15 protein-coding genes are annotated in these 15,942 nt (G+C 33.5%); 8 read left to right on the top strand and 7 right to left on the bottom strand.

The features are described from left to right. Nucleotides 1-463: 463 nt before the first annotated feature. Entirely contained in the window at nucleotides 464-2,371 is a 1,908-nt protein-coding gene (gene acs / locus BMW63_RS09925; RefSeq protein ID WP_074723315.1) for an acetate--CoA ligase, read from the top strand. Nucleotides 2,372-2,377: 6 nt separating this feature from the next. Here the strand turns inward: acs and BMW63_RS09920 are convergent, their stop codons facing one another. Then, on the bottom strand, nucleotides 2,378-3,100 hold the full coding sequence (locus BMW63_RS09920) for a hypothetical protein (RefSeq protein ID WP_074723314.1): 723 nt from the start codon (nucleotides 3,098-3,100) through the stop codon (nucleotides 2,378-2,380). A gap of 321 nt (nucleotides 3,101-3,421) precedes the next feature. On the opposite strand from BMW63_RS09920, the gene BMW63_RS09915 reads away from it, so the two are divergent. The 7 genes from BMW63_RS09915 to BMW63_RS09885 are packed head-to-tail and all read left to right on the top strand — an operon-like array spanning nucleotide 3,422 to nucleotide 8,833. Then, nucleotides 3,422-4,549 carry an NAD(P)/FAD-dependent oxidoreductase gene (locus BMW63_RS09915; protein ID WP_074723313.1) on the top strand — a complete coding sequence of 376 codons (1,128 nt, stop codon included), beginning with the start codon at nucleotides 3,422-3,424 and terminating at the stop codon, nucleotides 4,547-4,549. Between the two features lie 6 nt (nucleotides 4,550-4,555). Next, nucleotides 4,556-5,269, top strand: a complete 714-nt coding sequence (locus BMW63_RS09910; protein ID WP_074723312.1) for a methyltransferase domain-containing protein — start codon at nucleotides 4,556-4,558, stop codon at nucleotides 5,267-5,269. Next, nucleotides 5,266-6,318 (top strand): type III polyketide synthase, encoded by a 1,053-nt coding sequence (locus BMW63_RS09905; protein WP_074723397.1) that lies wholly within the window; start codon nucleotides 5,266-5,268, stop codon nucleotides 6,316-6,318. Before BMW63_RS09910 ends, BMW63_RS09905 begins: the two co-directional genes overlap by 4 nt. 20 nt (nucleotides 6,319-6,338) lie before the next feature. Beyond that, complete coding sequence (locus BMW63_RS09900) at nucleotides 6,339-6,767, top strand: 3-hydroxyacyl-ACP dehydratase FabZ family protein (protein ID WP_074723311.1); 429 nt, start codon at nucleotides 6,339-6,341, stop codon at nucleotides 6,765-6,767. A gap of 37 nt (nucleotides 6,768-6,804) precedes the next feature. Next, the gene (locus BMW63_RS09895) at nucleotides 6,805-8,079 is read left to right on the top strand and encodes a beta-ketoacyl-[acyl-carrier-protein] synthase family protein (protein WP_074723310.1); all 1,275 of its coding nucleotides are present in this window, start codon (nucleotides 6,805-6,807) and stop codon (nucleotides 8,077-8,079) included. An 11-nt stretch (nucleotides 8,080-8,090) separates the two neighbouring features. Continuing rightward, entirely contained in the window at nucleotides 8,091-8,345 is a 255-nt protein-coding gene (locus BMW63_RS09890; protein WP_074723396.1) for an acyl carrier protein, read from the top strand. Further along, nucleotides 8,342-8,833 (top strand): 4'-phosphopantetheinyl transferase family protein, encoded by a 492-nt coding sequence (locus BMW63_RS09885; RefSeq protein WP_074723309.1) that lies wholly within the window; start codon nucleotides 8,342-8,344, stop codon nucleotides 8,831-8,833. Before BMW63_RS09890 ends, BMW63_RS09885 begins: the two co-directional genes overlap by 4 nt. 9 nt (nucleotides 8,834-8,842) lie before the next feature. On the opposite strand, the gene BMW63_RS09880 is transcribed toward BMW63_RS09885, so the two are convergent. The 6 genes from BMW63_RS09880 to BMW63_RS09855 all read right to left on the bottom strand — a co-directional run bounded on the left by BMW63_RS09880 (nucleotide 8,843) and on the right by BMW63_RS09855 (nucleotide 15,713). Beyond that, a complete protein-coding gene (locus BMW63_RS09880) occupies nucleotides 8,843-9,439 on the bottom strand; it encodes a 3'-5' exonuclease (protein ID WP_074723308.1) in 597 nt (198 codons plus the stop codon). A gap of 2 nt (nucleotides 9,440-9,441) precedes the next feature. Next, nucleotides 9,442-11,358: a DUF294 nucleotidyltransferase-like domain-containing protein gene (locus tag BMW63_RS09875; protein ID WP_074723307.1), complete on the bottom strand. Its 1,917-nt coding sequence runs from the start codon at nucleotides 11,356-11,358 to the stop codon at nucleotides 9,442-9,444. Between the two features lie 399 nt (nucleotides 11,359-11,757). Further along, nucleotides 11,758-12,813 carry an NAD(P)-dependent alcohol dehydrogenase gene (locus BMW63_RS09870; RefSeq protein ID WP_074723306.1) on the bottom strand — a complete coding sequence of 352 codons (1,056 nt, stop codon included), beginning with the start codon at nucleotides 12,811-12,813 and terminating at the stop codon, nucleotides 11,758-11,760. Nucleotides 12,814-12,863: 50 nt separating this feature from the next. Beyond that, on the bottom strand, nucleotides 12,864-13,958 hold the full coding sequence (locus BMW63_RS09865; protein WP_074723305.1) for an alkene reductase: 1,095 nt from the start codon (nucleotides 13,956-13,958) through the stop codon (nucleotides 12,864-12,866). 136 nt (nucleotides 13,959-14,094) lie between these two features. Continuing rightward, nucleotides 14,095-14,535 (bottom strand): TlpA family protein disulfide reductase, encoded by a 441-nt coding sequence (locus BMW63_RS09860; protein WP_074723304.1) that lies wholly within the window; start codon nucleotides 14,533-14,535, stop codon nucleotides 14,095-14,097. A 503-nt stretch (nucleotides 14,536-15,038) separates the two neighbouring features. Then, nucleotides 15,039-15,713, bottom strand: a complete 675-nt coding sequence (locus BMW63_RS09855) for an NAD(P)H-dependent oxidoreductase (RefSeq protein WP_074723303.1) — start codon at nucleotides 15,711-15,713, stop codon at nucleotides 15,039-15,041. Nucleotides 15,714-15,942: the final 229 nt, after the last annotated feature.

Here is a 15,942-nt window from a genome sequence, read left to right as displayed (position 1 = left end):
TTATTTGTTTTCCACTATTTTGGATTAGTAAACAAGATATTAAAACAGTAATAATGGATATGGAAGCTTATTACATTCACTTAACTTCTACCGAGCTAAAAGTTAAGTGAAGTAGTTCCTTTACAAATAGTAAATTTTTTAAAATCAAAAAATTGGGTTTTAAGTACTGAATATTAAAATAGTATTATTGAAGTTTTTTACGCTATGATTTTTGGTTAATCAATGGTGTCTATTCAATATTAAATTAATTGTTATAAATATTGTTAATGAAAAAAGACGGGGTAGAAAATCTACTTCGTCTTTTTTGCGTTCTATCAAATTGTACAAAAACAACATGTTATTAAGAAATATTTGTTTATGCCGTTGTATTATTATGGAGTATTTAATTTATCAGGGGAATTTATAAATTTTTTTGTTTTTGGAATAGAGAGAATTTTAATACTTTTATAAAAAATAAATAAGCATGAGCTACTATAAGATTCAAAACTTCGAACAATACTTCAAACATTATAACAAATCTGTCCGTGAACCCCGAAAATTTTGGGGTAAAATCGCAGAAGAGAATTTTACTTGGTACCAGCAATGGGATAAAGTGGTTGAATTTGATATGGCCGAAGCTGAAATTAAGTGGTTCACCGAAGCAAAAGTAAATATGGCTAAAAACTGTATTGACAGACACCTTAATAAAAGAGGAGAAAAGACGGCAATCATTTTTGAACCCAATAACCCAAATGAGGAAGCTTTACATATTTCCTATAACGTACTGCATCAGCGCGTTTGTAAAATGGCAAACGTTTTGCGCGAAAAAGGCATTGCCAAAGGAGACCGAGTTTGTATTTATCTACCAATGATCCCCGAATTAGCGGTTTCAATTTTAGCCTGTGCGAGAATTGGGGCTATTCATTCCGTAGTTTTTGCAGGATTTTCAGCTTCTGCCGTGGCTACACGAATAATGGACAGTGAATGTAAGATGGTGATCACATCAGATGGTGGCTATCGTGGAAATAAAACAATCGAATTAAAAGAAATAATTGACGAAGCCTTAGAAAAATGTACGTCAGTAGAAAAGGTATTGGTTGTGAAAAGAACCGGTACCGGAATTACCATGAAAGAAGGTAGAGATATTTGGTTACAGCCTTTATTAGATGAAGCTTCAGACAATAGTGTTGCTGAAATAATGGATTCTGAGGATCCTTTGTTTATTCTGTACACTTCTGGTTCGACAGGAAAACCAAAAGGAATGGTACATACGACGGCAGGATATATGGTTTATACCGCTTATACTTTTAAAAATGTCTTCAATTACGAAGAAAACGACATCTTTTGGTGTACTGCTGATATTGGTTGGATAACGGGACATTCCTATTCTTTATATGGCCCTTTATTGAATGGAGCTACAACTGTAATTTTTGAAGGTGTTCCTTCGTATCCAGATTTTAGTCGTTTCTGGGAAATTATCGAAAAACATAAAATTACGCAATTTTATACTGCGCCAACAGCCATTCGTGCTTTGGCCAAAGAAAATTTAGAATATGTTCAAAAACATCATTTAAAAACCTTAAAAGTAATTGGTTCGGTTGGAGAGCCCATTAACGAAGAAGCATGGCACTGGTATAATGACCATGTAGGACAAAAAAAATGCCCTGTAGTGGACACCTGGTGGCAAACTGAAACTGGAGGTATTATGATTTCTCCAATTGCATTTGTAACGCCAACTAAACCTACTTATGCGACTTTACCCTTACCGGGAATCCAGCCGGTATTAATGGATGAAAACCGTAATGAAATAGAAGGAAATCAAGTCGTAGGAAGTTTGTGTATTAAGTTTCCTTGGCCCGGAATTGCAAGAACAATTTGGGGTAATCATCAGCGTTATAAAGACACTTATTTTTCGGCCTTTCCAGGGACTTATTTCACTGGTGATGGTGCTTTACGTGATGAAGTGGGCTATTATAGAATAACGGGTCGTGTGGACGATGTCGTTATTGTTTCAGGACATAATCTGGGTACTGCTCCCATTGAAGATGCTATAAATGAACATCCTGCAGTTGCAGAGAGTGCTATTGTTGGCTTTCCTCATGACATAAAAGGGAATGCACTTTATGGTTATGTGATTTTAAAAGAAACTGGAGAAATCAGGAAAAAAGAAAATTTGTTTAAAGAAATAAATCAATACATTTCAGATCATGTAGGACCGATAGCCAAACTAGATAAAATACAGTTTGTTTCTGGTTTACCCAAAACGCGTTCAGGTAAAATTATGCGAAGAATTCTTAGGAAAATTGCAGAAGGTGATTTTTCTAATTTCGGAGATACTTCTACTTTACTGAATCCTGAAATTGTGGACGAAATTAAAGATAATAAAGTATAATAAAGTTTAAGGTTGAGAATCTGTCGAAAGATTTTCAACCTTTTTTTTATCAGTTATAGCAAACAGGTAAATTAGATAAAACGAAGTAAAATGCAATACTCTATCAAAGGTGTTTAAAACTACATCTTGAATAAAATAAGTTCCAATAGCGGCAAAAACATCGTTAAAAATTAAAGCAAAAGCACCAAAAAAGTAATAGTATGCTTTTTTATTTCCAAATTTTCCCAGATATAAAACGGCTGTAACACCCAGAAAAACAGCGACTACTGCATTAAAAATTAAAATGATGTTAAGATAACTATCACTAATAACAGACATTAAAATATATAAGATTGCTATTAAAAACACACAATTTATGGTTAATATAAAAAGTGAAAATCCTTGCGGTAGAGTGTAAAGTTTTTTGTTTTTAATTGAATTATAGCCTAAATTTATTAGTGCTAAATAACAAAAAAAGGATGCTACTAATGCAGTTCTAAATAGTAGTATTGAATCTTCCCAAAACAAAATTAGTATCTCATTTACATAAAAGAAAATAACGTATAAATAATAATTTAGAGTAAGTTTCTCAAAATTATTAATTACCGCATAAATTATAAAAGTTGGAATTATAAAAGGTTTAATATAAATAGCATTAGCCGGATTAAAAAAAATTCCAGCACAAAAATAAACTACTAATAGAGTTATAGGTATAAATATTAATGATCTCTTACTATTGATTGTATCCATAGGTAAACAAATCTAATACTTAATTGTTTTATAACAAAAAATATCTAAAAATTGTGAAACAATTTGTTGAACTAAATAAGTCAATACGTTTCAGATGATGTAGATCAGATAGCCAAACTTGATAAAATACAGGTTGTTTTTTCTCTAATTTATAAGATGCTCGTACTTAACTGAATTATGAAGTTGTGGATGAAATATAAAACGAAATAAAATATGAAGTCTTTTTATAATTTTATAAAGAAAGCTGCTTCAGCATTGGAAGTTTTATTTTTTAATTTTAAGCTGTTTTTTTCGCAGGAAATAACCTAAATTAGCTAAACTATGGAAAAGACTGCGTCTGTTATAATTGTTGGTGGAGGATTAGCGGGACTTACGTCAGCTATTCATTTATCTAAAATAGGTGTCCCCGTTATTTTAATAGAAAAAAATGAATTTCCAAAACATAAAGTTTGTGGAGAATACATTTCAAACGAAGTGTTACCTTATCTAGAATGGCTGGATATCAGTGTTGTTAAATTACATCCTACAAACATTAGTCAACTGCAATTTTCGACAGAAAAAGGAAAATCAATAACTATTGAATTGCCACTTGGAGGTTTTGGGATCAGTCGATACGCACTGGACGAATTGTTGTATCATAAAGCGCTGGAAAATGGTTGTAGCATCATACAAGACACTGTTGAAAGTATTAATTTTAAAGAGAATCAATTCACAGTAATAACTTCAGATAGTACAATTCTAAAGGCAGAAATTGTAATTGGCGCTTTTGGGAAACGTTCTAATATTGATCAGAAATTGAATAGAAGTTTTATTCAGAAAAAATCATCCTGGCTAGCGGTAAAAGCACATTATTCAGGAAATTTTCCAAGTGATTTGGTTGGATTGCATAATTTTAAAGGAGGTTATTGTGGTGTTTCTAAAGTGGAAAATGACGCAATTAATATTTGCTATTTAGCGGATTATACTACTTTTAAAAAACACAAAAATATCCAAGAGTATCAGCAAGACGTGGTATCCAAAAATCCGCACTTAAAAGTAATTTTGGATACCAGTACGATGATTTTTGAAAAGCCGTTAACGATAAGCCAGATTTCTTTCGAGGAAAAAAGCGCAGTAGAAAATAGTATTCTTATGATAGGCGATACTGCTGGGCTCATACATCCTTTGTGTGGTAATGGAATGGCGATGGCTATTCATAGTGCTAAAATCGCTTCCGATTTAGTTGGTGCTTATTGTAAAGGCGAAATTAAATCTAGGACTTCATTAGAAAAAAAATATTTGGAACAATGGAATCACAATTTTAGTAATAGATTAAAAATGGGGCGAATATTATCGAAAATTTTACAGAAAGAAAAACTTTCAGAGTTTCTTATGCGTATAATAGTTAGATTCCCATTCATTTTAAGAATAATTATAAGAAAAACCCATGGTAAACCCATTATACTTTAATCAGATATGTTGTTAAATACTAAATACAGAACTGATGAACCAGAGATCATGGATGATTTTGCTTTAGAAGGCGAAATTTTGCGTGAAGCTTTAGATAAAATTGCTAAAATAAATCAGCTATTAGGTGGAAACAAGTTAACTTTACTAGGAGTGAAGAAGTTGATTGCCAAAAGTCCTAAAACAACTGAAATCACGATTGTTGATGTGGGTTGTGGTAACGGCGATATGTTGAGAACACTTGCCGATTATGGCATACAGCATAATTTAAAATTTAACCTAATTGGGGTTGACGCAAACAATTTTACGGTAAATCATGCTATTGACTTATCAAAAAAATATCCAAATATAGCGTATCGCTGTGAAGATATATTTGATAAACCTTTTAAAGAGCTAAAGTACGATATTATATTGTGCACCTTGACTTTACATCATTTTAAGGAAGATGAAATTATCAAAATAATGACCACGTTTTATGAAAATGCTAGCCTTGGTGTGGTAATTAATGATTTACATAGAAGTGCTGTCGCTTACCGGTTGTTTCAATCCTTGTGTTTTGTTTTTCAATTGAATGCTATGTCAAGGGAAGATGGTTTGGTTTCGATATTAAGAGGATTTAAAAAAGAAGAGTTACTTCGTTTTTCGAAAAAATTAAATTTTAGCAACTATAAAATCCAATGGAAATGGGCTTTTAGATACCAATGGATAATTTCAAAGATATGAGTGTAAAAATAAATACAGTTACAAAACAACTACCAAAGTATTCCAGAACTACAGAAGAAATTATTCCGTTTCTGGACGCTTGGCTCACGGGACAAGACGAACGTTTTATTAGAAAAGTAAAAAAAATATTTGAGGGTGCGGCAGTAGATAAACGCTATTCCATTATGGATCCTATTGAAGTTTTTACAAAAACATCATTTGAAGAAAGAAATGATATTTATGTTCGTGAAGTCATCGATTTAGGCGAAAAAGTACTACAAAAGGCATTGTTGAAATCGGGATGGAAGCCGGAAGATTTAGATTATATCATCACAGTAAGTTGTACCGGCATCATGATTCCTTCGTTAGACGCCTATTTAATAAATAAGCTAAAACTACGTCAGGATATTGTAAGGCTGCCTGTAACTGAAATGGGATGTGCCGCTGGTGTTTCAGGTATTATTTATGCCAAAAACTTCCTGCAGTCCAATCCTGGTAAACGCGCAGCAGTAATCGCAGTAGAAAGTCCAACAGCAACATTTCAATTGAATGATTTTTCGATGGCTAATATTGTAAGTGCCGCCATTTTTGGAGATGGAGCTGCCTGCGTTTTACTTTCGTCCCACGAAGACGATGAAGGCCCCGAAATTCTGGCAGAAGAAATGTATCATTTTTATGAAAATGAGCATATGATGGGTTTTAAACTAACGAATACCGGTTTACAAATGATTTTAGATATTGAAGTACCAAATACCATTGCGTCTCATTTTCCGACAATTATCCATCCTTTTTTAGAAAAAAACAATCTAAAAATTGATGATATGGATCATTTAATTTTTCATCCTGGCGGAAAAAAAATAGTACAAACAGTCGAAGCCTTATTTTCAGATTTAGGTAAAAATATCGATGATACTAAAGAAGTTTTGCGTTTGTATGGTAATATGTCAAGCGCAACCGTTTTGTATGTTTTAGAGCGATTCATGGACAATAGGCCACCAAAAGGGGATCTTGGATTGATGTTAAGTTTTGGTCCCGGATTTTCGGCACAAAGAGTATTGTTGCAGTTTTAGTCAAAGAAGAGAGAAAAACGATGAAAAGTCAAGAGATTATATCAAGATTACCGTATTCGAAGCCCTTTTTGTTTGTTGATGAAATCACTAAAATCGATGAAAGTGAAGTAGAAGGTAACTTTACTTTCGATGAAAACTTAGATTTTTATAAAGGCCATTTTGAAAACTATCCAGTGACGCCCGGTGTGATTTTAACAGAAACTATGGCTCAAATTGGATTAGTTTGCTTAGGTATTTTTTTACTAAATAATGACTTTAATAAAGACATTTCAATAGCTTTAACATCAGCTAATATGGAATTTTTAAAACCTGTATTTCCAAATGAGAAAGTTACGGTTGTTTCAGAAAAAATGTTCTTCAGATTCGGTAAATTAAAGTGCAAAGTGAATATGACAAATGCGAATGGTATTGTTGTTTGTACTGGTGAGATTGCAGGAATGATAGTTTGATGCAGCGATTATAATAGAGTAGTTTAAAAAAAATTCCATGAGTAGAAGAGTAGTAATAACAGGACTTGGTATAGTGGCTCCAAACGGAGTAGGGCTTGATGCCTTTACCCATGCAATTAAAAATGGGATTTCTGGTATCAGGAAAGACCCAGATTTGGAACGCCTACAATTCTCGTGTCAAATTTCAGGGAAACCGGAAATTTCTGAGGAATTGTCATTGCATTATTTCACAGAATTAGAACTGAGAAACTTTAACTCCTCGGGTATTTTATATGGAGTAATTGCAGGAATGGATGCGTGGAAGGATGCTGAGTTGCCAATTATGAGCAATGAAGAACCAGATTGGGGCAGTGGAACTATTTTTGGTACAGGAACCTCGGGTATCGATAAATTTCGCGAAAGCATTTATAAAATTGATGATCTACAAACCCGTAGACTAGGAAGTACTGCTGTAGCTCAGACAATGAATAGTGGTGTTAGTGCTTATTTAGGTGGGAAATTAGGCTTAGGAAATCAGGTGACCACTAATTCTTCTGCCTGTACCACTGGGGCAGAAAGTATGTTAATGGCCTATGAGCGTATTAAATCAGGACTGGCTAACAGAATACTAGCGGGAAGTACCAGTGACAGCGGCCCTTATATCTGGGGTGGTTTTGATGCGTTGCGTGTCTGTACTTTTAAGCACAATGAAAGCCCAGAAAAGGGTTCGAGACCTATGAGTGCTAGTGCATCCGGATTTGTGCCGGGAAGCGGAGCAGGAGCTTTCGTACTAGAAGAACTTGAAACAGCGCTTGCACGCGGGGTACGAATCTATGCTGAAGTATTAGGTGGAAATGTAAATTCAGGCGGACAGCGTGGATTGGGAACTATGACGGCTCCAAATCCTATAGCAGTTCAAAAGTGTATCAAAGATGCGATGACTAATGCGGGAATCCAAGCGGATGCAATCGATGCTATCAACGGACATCTAACTGCTACGACTAAAGACAGTTTAGAAATAGAGAATTGGAGTGAAGCTTTAGGACGAAGCGGCATTGATTTTCCCTACATTAACTCTCTTAAATCGATGGTAGGTCATTGTTTGTCGGCTGCTGGGAGTATCGAAAGTGTCGCTGCGATATTGCAATTGCATGAAGGATTTATTTTTCCCAATATTAATTGTGAAGACCTAAATCCTGAAATTGAAAGCATAATTGATGTCTCAAGAATTCCGCAAAAAGTGATTGAAACAGAATTAAATATTATAGCCAAAGCCAGTTTTGGTTTTGGAGATGTTAACGGTTGCCTCATTTTAAAAAAATATACCGTTTAAAAAAATTAAACATGAACAGAGAAGAGACTTTAGTACAATTAAGAAATATCGTAAAGCCCTACATTAATAATGAAGAAGCTTTTGAGAATTTCACAGAGAATACAGACTTCATAACGGATTTGAATATCAATTCAGCTAATCTGGTGGATATCATTTTAGATGTTGAAGATTATTTTAAAATCCATATCGATAATGAATCCATGGAAAAAATGGTTGATGTGAAATCAACATTGGAGATAATAGAAACCAAATTAGCTAAGAAGTGATTGGAAACGACATTGTAGATTTGGCTTTAGCCCGATTCGAAAGTAATTGGAAACGACCGGGCTATCTGGATAAAATATTTACTCCAGATGAACAATTGCTTATTTCAACTGCAGCGAATCCAGATACGATGGTATGGAACCTATGGAGTAGAAAGGAAGCAGCTTATAAAATCTACAATAGAGCAACGGGTATACGAGGTTATTTTCCTTTGAAGTTAGTGTGTGTGTATGAAAATGCCAATAACGGATTTGTGTTATGCAACGGTCATACTTTCTATACAAAAACTAAAATAGTAAAGGATAAAATACATACTGTTGCGGTAACTGATATTATGGATTTTAAACTGGTGACAGAGCTAGAACCTGAAATAAAAATAATAAAAAGGAAGGGAATCCCATTTCTAATCGAGGATATAACTAATTCTCTAAATCCCGTTTCAGTAAGCCACCATGGCCGTTTCAGTGCTTTTGTTGGCTTAAAACAATAAAAAAACACTTTACTTAATCCCTAATCTTGACTTTAATTTTAGAAATAATAAAGCTGTTTTATAGGCATCTTCGGTTGATGACTTTCTATCGTTTTGTGGGATTTTATAAATTTCAGATAATTGTTCTAATGTAAATTCCTTATCTGTAATTTCATTTAGTTTGCGATGCATCATATCGATATCCAAGGCTTCATTTTTCAATCGGCCACATTCTAATTTCTCCAAGGCTGCATTGATCATTTCGACATCAAAATCAATTTGGTGTCCCACTAAAACAGAATTACCAATAAATTCAATAAAGGATTTTATAGCATCTGCTTCCCCTAATTTAGTCATCTTACTTTCGATAATAAACCCATTTGAAAGTTTATTGTCATGAAGGTATTTATATTGCAATAATATAGTTTCAAAACTATCGCCTATAAGTATGCTATCATCCACAACGGCAAAAGCGCTAATAGTCAAGATAACATCTTTATCCAGATTCAGTCCAGTCCTTTCAGTAGAGACAACAACATAGCGATTCGATTTTTTATCGAATTTAGCTAGGTATGTTCTCCAGAATTCCGGATATACCTTGTTGATATATTTTAGCCAATCAAGCATAACTAGGAAAATTGAGTCAGTTGAAACTTGTTTTTAATTAATTCTTCTAATTCTCTCATTGGAGCGAGAGCATTTTTTAGCTTTTCTTTATCAATTTTTGATAATTCCTCCAAATTTATAAACTGACCAGTATTTTCATTTTTTAAGCCCTCTACAGTTCTTAATTTTGATAAAGTTAAGAAAGCTTCGGCACAATTCAGATAAATTTCTGAATATTTAGGATCCTCAATCGCTAATTGTTTAAAACGAGTATAGGTATTATTAATTCCTTTAATTCCATGACTGAGTGTAAATAAACGGGCGCCATCTATAAGAGGCATTAAAGCACGAGTCTTTATGTCAAACTTATCTTTATTAGGGCCAGTTTCTTCAAGAATTAATTTTTTGAAAAAACTTAAAGGAGAATTTTTTCGTAATGCATCATTTCCTAAAAAGTCAAAGAACAAGGTATTGTTATTTGCGTTTTTGAAAACAACATTATTAATCGCATCTTCAATTTTTTGCTCGCCAAAAACAAGTTCATAATCAAAAAATACACTACTCAAATTATTATTGCTTTCACCTGGCGTATTCATCCAATTGTCATATTGTTTTATCCAGTCTGTTAATGACTTACACCACGACATATTACTTGCCATGTGCCCATTAGGGCATAATTCATAGCCTATTTCTTGTAGTGTAAGCGTCGTTTTTTTTCCTAAATTAAGAAAATAATCTTTTACTTCTCTATACTTTTCTGTAGCTACATCTTCAAAAACTAAAATACTGTCTTGGTCTGTAAGAAGCAATTGTTCTTTCCTTCCCTGGCTACCAATACTTAACCAAGCAAACCGAGCAGGAGGGGAGCCCATTTCAAGAATCGAAAGTTCGATTGCACGCTTTAAAAGTGCAAAATTAATCTCAGATGTAATATTTGAAATATGGGTAAGAGGAATGTTTTTGTATATCGAAGTTTGAATAAGATCTGTCAATCGTACCCTAATTTGTTTTAGTTCTTTCGCATTTTGAGCGCGCTTAATTTCTTTAATTAGGACACCGGGATTACTGGCTTGCGCAACAATCAGATCGTGCTCTGAAATAACGCCTTTGACATTCGATTTATTTGTACCATCTAAAGTGACACATAAATGAGTGACATTATTTTTTAACATTAGTAATTGTGCTTCTGCTAGCGAAACGTTCTCCAGTACTGTTATTACTGGTGATGACATGATTTTATCCACTGAAGCAGTAATTGGAAATCGGCCTGTAGCAATTTTAGAAGACATATCCATATCAGTTACAATTCCGATAGGAAGTGAAGCATCACAAATAACAGCACTAGTAATTCGCATTTCAGCCATAAGCTGAGCTACTTCGCTGACAATGCTGTTTGCAGTAGTTATTAGCGGCGTATTGTTGTAGGATAACGTTTGGAAATACTGCATTTCAGATTGTTTGTCCGTATAAAATAGGGAATCTGAAATCTGGCTGCTACGTGAATTTTCGTTATCCGTGGAACTAGGTGTATTTGTGGCAAAATTCTCCAGTAAATAATTTAAAACTTCGGTATTATTTGCTACAAATGGTCTGAAAACAGCAATTGGAATAGCATAAACTACGCTTTCTTCACGTGCTTTTGCAGTCATTCTATAGTTGTTTTTTGCAAAAAAAGGGCGTAAACCAAAAATTGCACCTTCGTGACATTTATTTAAAATCGTTTCTTCAGCGTCTGCTATAACCGATAAATGAATCACGCCGGAAGCAACAACATAAAAACTATCGTGCAATACATCATTGTACTGAAACAATGTTTTGTTTTTTTCTAAATTTACGACACGAATATTGGCAGCAATTTCAGATAACTCTGCAAATGTCAAATGATCAAATGGCGAGTATTCTTTTAAAAAATCAGCAATCCGTGTTATAATCGTGTTCATATTTTTATGATAATTTTGTTGGGTAAAATTAATAAAATATTTATTTATTTGTTTGATTATCTCATGTTAAATCTTGGTTTTATTAATTAGTTAATTGTATTGTTTGTAGTAGAGATAGCAGCGTTTAAAATATGATTGTTGTTGACTTTTAAAAGAGTATAGACTTTTTAATACAATTCCTATTTTACATAATATAAATTATAGTTCAAAATATAATAATCTAAATCTTTATAAAAAGGGATGTTTATTGGTCGAATTATATCTAAGAATGTTATTTTAAATTATAATTTGTGACAAGCTGGTTATACTAATTTAACTCGGTACTTTACTAAAACAAAAAACAGCATCTAAAACTACTTTAGATGCTGTTTTTTCAAAAACTATATAAAAAAACTATTTTTATTTAAGCGATTTCATATCAATTACAAATCTATATTTTACATCATTACTTGTAACACGGTCATAAGCTGCATTTATATCTTGTATATTGATAAGCTCGATATCACTAGTAATATTATGTTTTCCACAGAAATCTAACATCTCTTGTGTTTCTTTAATTCCTCCAATTAGAGAACCAGCAATACGCTTACGTCCCATAATAATATTTCCTCCAGAAAATGGCTTTAAAGGTTCTATTGCACCAACTAAAACCATCGTTGCATCAATTTTAAGTAATCCTAAATAAGGATCCATTTCATGACCTACAGGAATGGTATTTAAAATGAAATCAAAACTATTTTGGTGTTTTTTCATCTCTTCTGCATCTTTAGATACTAAAACTTCATGAGCACCTAAACGTTTAGCATCTTTTCCTTTTTCTGGAGATGTCGTAATCATAACCACATGAGCACCTAATGCATTGGCAAATTTAACGCCCATATGACCTAATCCTCCTAAACCTACCACACCTACTTTGTCTCCTTTTTTTACTTTCCAGTGACTTAATGGCGACCATGTTGTAACTCCTGCACATAATAAAGGTGCAGCTGCAGCTTCGTCTAAATTTTCCGGGATACGTAATACAAATTTTTCATCAACAACTACCGAAGTTGAATAACCTCCATAAGTTTGTTTGTCTTCAATATGTTTATCTGGACTATTGTAAGTAAATGTTGCTCCATTTTCGCAAAATTGCTCTAAATCCTGCTTGCAAGAGGAACATGTTTGGCAAGAATCTACCATACAGCCAACTCCTACTAAATCACCTACTTTGTATTTATTAACAGCATTTCCAACCTCCACTACTCGACCAATAATCTCGTGTCCTGGTACTACTGGATAAGTTGATCCATTCCATTCGTTTCTTGCGGTATGTATGTCACTATGACAGACACCGCAATAGGTAATATCAATTTTTACATCGTCCTTTCCTACAGCTCTTCTTTCGATGTCTAAAGGTTTTAAATCTGCTGTTGATGCCGTAGCACCATATGCTTTTACTGTTGTAGTTGCCATAATTATGTGTCTTTTAAAGTTATTTTTAATTCTGTTGCTGTATTGCTATGTTATTTCGAAGCTTTTGGATAATCTGTATACCCTTTTGCTCCTGTTGTATAAAACGTATCTTGATCCCATTCTGCTAAATCCAAGTTGTTTTCAAAACGTTCTACTAAATCCGGATTAGATATATATGGCTTGCCATAAGCTACTAAATCTGCATAACCCTCTTCAATTACTTTATTCCCTTTTTCTTGATCAAATGCTGAATTAATCATTAATGTTCCATTATATAAAGGACGGAAATGTTTAGCGATTTCTGTCACAGCAAAAGGTATTTCTGAAACATCTGTAAAGGGTTCAGAAAGATGCACGTATGCTAAATTATAATCGTTTAATTTTTTAATAATGTATTCAAACGTTGGGATTGTGTCTTCATCCATAGTCATACCAAATGGACCATTCAATGAAGGATTAAAACGGGCTCCAATTTTTTCTTGTGGAATCACTTCTTTAATCGCATCTAAAACTTCAAAAAAGAAACGCGTTTTGTTTTCAATACTTCCACCGTAGTCATCTGTTCTTTTATTAGACGTTCCATTAAAGAACTGATGAAATAAATAACCATTAGAGGAATGTATTTCTACGCCATCAAAACCTGCTTTTACTGCATTTGCAGCTGCATTTTGAAAATCTTTTACTGTAGTTTTAATATCTTCGATAGTCATTGCCTTAGGCGTAACAGTATCTTTAAACCCTTCTGGAGTAAATGATTTAGCGTGCGGATTTATAGCTGAAGCGGATAACGGTAATGCTCCATTATGAAAATCGGGATGCGACATACGTCCTACATGCCATAATTGAATAAATATTTTTCCCCCTTTATCATGTACACGCTTGGTTACATTTTTCCAACCTTCTACTTGCTCATCTGTGTAGATTCCTGGAGTATTAATGTATCCTACCGCTTCTGTAGATACTTGAGAACCCTCTGTAATAATTAAACCTGCTGATGCACGTTGTTCGTAATACAAACCGTGTAGATCATCAGTTGGCACATGGCCTTCGTTATCTGCTCTACTGCGCGTCATAGGTGCCACGACGACTCTGTTATTGAGGTTAATGTTTTTACTATATGATGTTAATAAATGCTGTTTGCTCATGTTCTTTTTTATAAATTATTACTACCTACAAAGTTACATTACTAAAGCAACAATAGCGTTGACCTATATCAATTATGATAGATTTAACTCTTTTCTAACTTAGCTTAAGTTTTCTAGAGAGACTCTGAAGACTATTTTAATCGAGTTGCTGAAGAGCATAAAATAAACGATTTTGCGCCCCTTCCTGAGAGCCAAATATCGAACGAGATAAAACTCCCTCTTTTGTAATTAAAATCCATTGCGGAGTTCCTGCGGAATCAAATTGGTCGTAAACCATATGTCCTTCATCCAAAAAGATAGGAAAAGGAAGTTCCTCAATGGTAAAAATGCTTTTAATATCACTTTCAGTTACTGGTGTAGTATTAAAGCTGGTATGAATTCCTACTACTTGCACCTCTTCATTTTCCTTCTGTAATTGGTATGCCAAAGGAATCGCACGCCCAGTACATCCCAAACACTGATTGTTATAGATTATAGCCAAAATCGCTTTTCCTTGGTATTCTTTTATAAGATCGATTGGGTTGCCGTTAAAATCCTGAACTAGAATGGAATCAACAGCTGCATTTTCTTTATTCATTTATTGCGATTTTGATTTAAGATTGCTATTGCAAAATTGATGAAACGAAGCTATCCATTAGTGCAATTAGTTTTTTGTGATAATTGTATCTAGAACAAGAAAAATTACATTAAAAACGTCTATTGGAGTGTTTTTTGTAATTACATCCAGCGCATTAACAAAGTTATGATTTAATATGATCTAGCGGAAGATTTTCTTTAGACTCTATCACTTTTCTCTTATTTAAATTAAAAAAGTTCCAAAGTTGCAACGCTTTGGAACTAATAATTAGTTGTTTGGACTAAACCACTATGGACTTAAAGTCCATAGATTTGGTTATCAGACTTAAAGTCTGCATGTTGTATTGCTAATATTTACCGCAGATTCGCAAATTATTTTATATCAATTATTTTAAAATTTGCGAATCTGCGGTGTTAACATTTTTTAGAAGCTAAAGCGAGATGCACTGAAAGTACATAGTTTTAAACTCTATTTGAGACCAATAAAATTAAAACTTTTATAAATTACATCCAAGTAACTATATCTTCTATATTTCTTCTTGATTTAGGGTTTGCTGGATTGGCTTTTCTGTATCCAAAAGCAACCATAAAGGACAAACCATATTTGTCTGTATCCACACCAAACTTTTCTCTCAATAAAGCCTCTGCTTTTTCTTGGTGAAAACCTTCAATAGGACAACTATCAATACCTACCAAAGCGGCAGATGTCATCATATTACCCAAAGCAATGTACGTTTGTTTAGATGACCAATCGAATAATTTTTTATCCGTATCTAAATTAAAGTCGCTTTCTTGAAATTCTCTATAGAATTTAGAATACATTTCTATGGTCTCTGCCGGCCATTGTTTAACGTCTTTCATCATGGACATGATGTAATCAGAATCCCATTTTACCATGGGTGCTTTCATTGATAAACCTAAGACAAAATGACTTGCGGTATCTAATTTTAAAGGCGCTCCCCAAGCTACTGGTTTTATCAACTCACGCAATGCTGCATCTTGAACCACGATAAAATGCCAAGGCTCAAAACCAAAAGAACTTGGCGATAAATGAGCTGTTTCTAAAATAAATTCCATATTTTCATCTGAAATAGTTTTAGTAGCATCAAATTCTTTGGTGGCGTGTCTAAATTCAAATGCATTGATAATATCTTCTTTTGCTATGTTAGGTGTGCTCATGTTCTATTTTATAAATTATTATTGGCTACAAAGTTACACTACCATAGCAGAAACTTCCTTGACCTATATCAAGTACGATAGATTTGACTTTTTCATAATTACGTACGTTTCTAGTTTAACTCTTACGTTTTTTAAATGGCTCCATTAAATGAGGGGCTTCTAAAAGATTGGTTTATTTTCGTCGAAATCTAGAAGTTAAAACGGCTAGTTTAGATTATTATTTAAAAGT

The organism is Flavobacterium frigoris (assembly GCF_900111075.1).
Classification (GTDB): Bacteria; Bacteroidota; Bacteroidia; order Flavobacteriales; family Flavobacteriaceae; genus Flavobacterium; species Flavobacterium frigoris.
The sequence above is the reverse complement of the archived record's forward strand: the minus strand, read 5'-3'. Positions and strand labels throughout refer to the sequence as shown.

Excerpts from the sequence above, each read along its gene's own strand:
- BMW63_RS09890 (WP_074723396.1), top strand. The coding sequence starts at position 8,091 with ATGAACAGAGAAGAGACTTTAGTACAATTAAGAAATATCGTAAAGCCC.
- BMW63_RS09900 (WP_074723311.1), top strand. The coding sequence starts at position 6,339 with ATGAAAAGTCAAGAGATTATATCAAGATTACCGTATTCGAAGCCCTTT.
- BMW63_RS09875 (WP_074723307.1), bottom strand. The coding sequence starts at position 11,358 with ATGAACACGATTATAACACGGATTGCTGATTTTTTAAAAGAATACTCG.
- BMW63_RS09895 (WP_074723310.1), top strand. The coding sequence starts at position 6,805 with ATGAGTAGAAGAGTAGTAATAACAGGACTTGGTATAGTGGCTCCAAAC.
- BMW63_RS09905 (WP_074723397.1), top strand. The coding sequence starts at position 5,266 with ATGAGTGTAAAAATAAATACAGTTACAAAACAACTACCAAAGTATTCC.
- BMW63_RS09880 (WP_074723308.1), bottom strand. The coding sequence starts at position 9,439 with ATGCTTGATTGGCTAAAATATATCAACAAGGTATATCCGGAATTCTGG.
- BMW63_RS09870 (WP_074723306.1), bottom strand. The coding sequence starts at position 12,813 with ATGGCAACTACAACAGTAAAAGCATATGGTGCTACGGCATCAACAGCA.
- BMW63_RS09865 (WP_074723305.1), bottom strand. The coding sequence starts at position 13,958 with ATGAGCAAACAGCATTTATTAACATCATATAGTAAAAACATTAACCTC.
- BMW63_RS09855 (WP_074723303.1), bottom strand. The coding sequence starts at position 15,713 with ATGAGCACACCTAACATAGCAAAAGAAGATATTATCAATGCATTTGAA.
- BMW63_RS09915 (WP_074723313.1), top strand. The coding sequence starts at position 3,422 with ATGGAAAAGACTGCGTCTGTTATAATTGTTGGTGGAGGATTAGCGGGA.
- acs (WP_074723315.1), top strand. The coding sequence starts at position 464 with ATGAGCTACTATAAGATTCAAAACTTCGAACAATACTTCAAACATTAT.
- BMW63_RS09920 (WP_074723314.1), bottom strand. The coding sequence starts at position 3,100 with ATGGATACAATCAATAGTAAGAGATCATTAATATTTATACCTATAACT.
- BMW63_RS09910 (WP_074723312.1), top strand. The coding sequence starts at position 4,556 with ATGTTGTTAAATACTAAATACAGAACTGATGAACCAGAGATCATGGAT.
- BMW63_RS09860 (WP_074723304.1), bottom strand. The coding sequence starts at position 14,535 with ATGAATAAAGAAAATGCAGCTGTTGATTCCATTCTAGTTCAGGATTTT.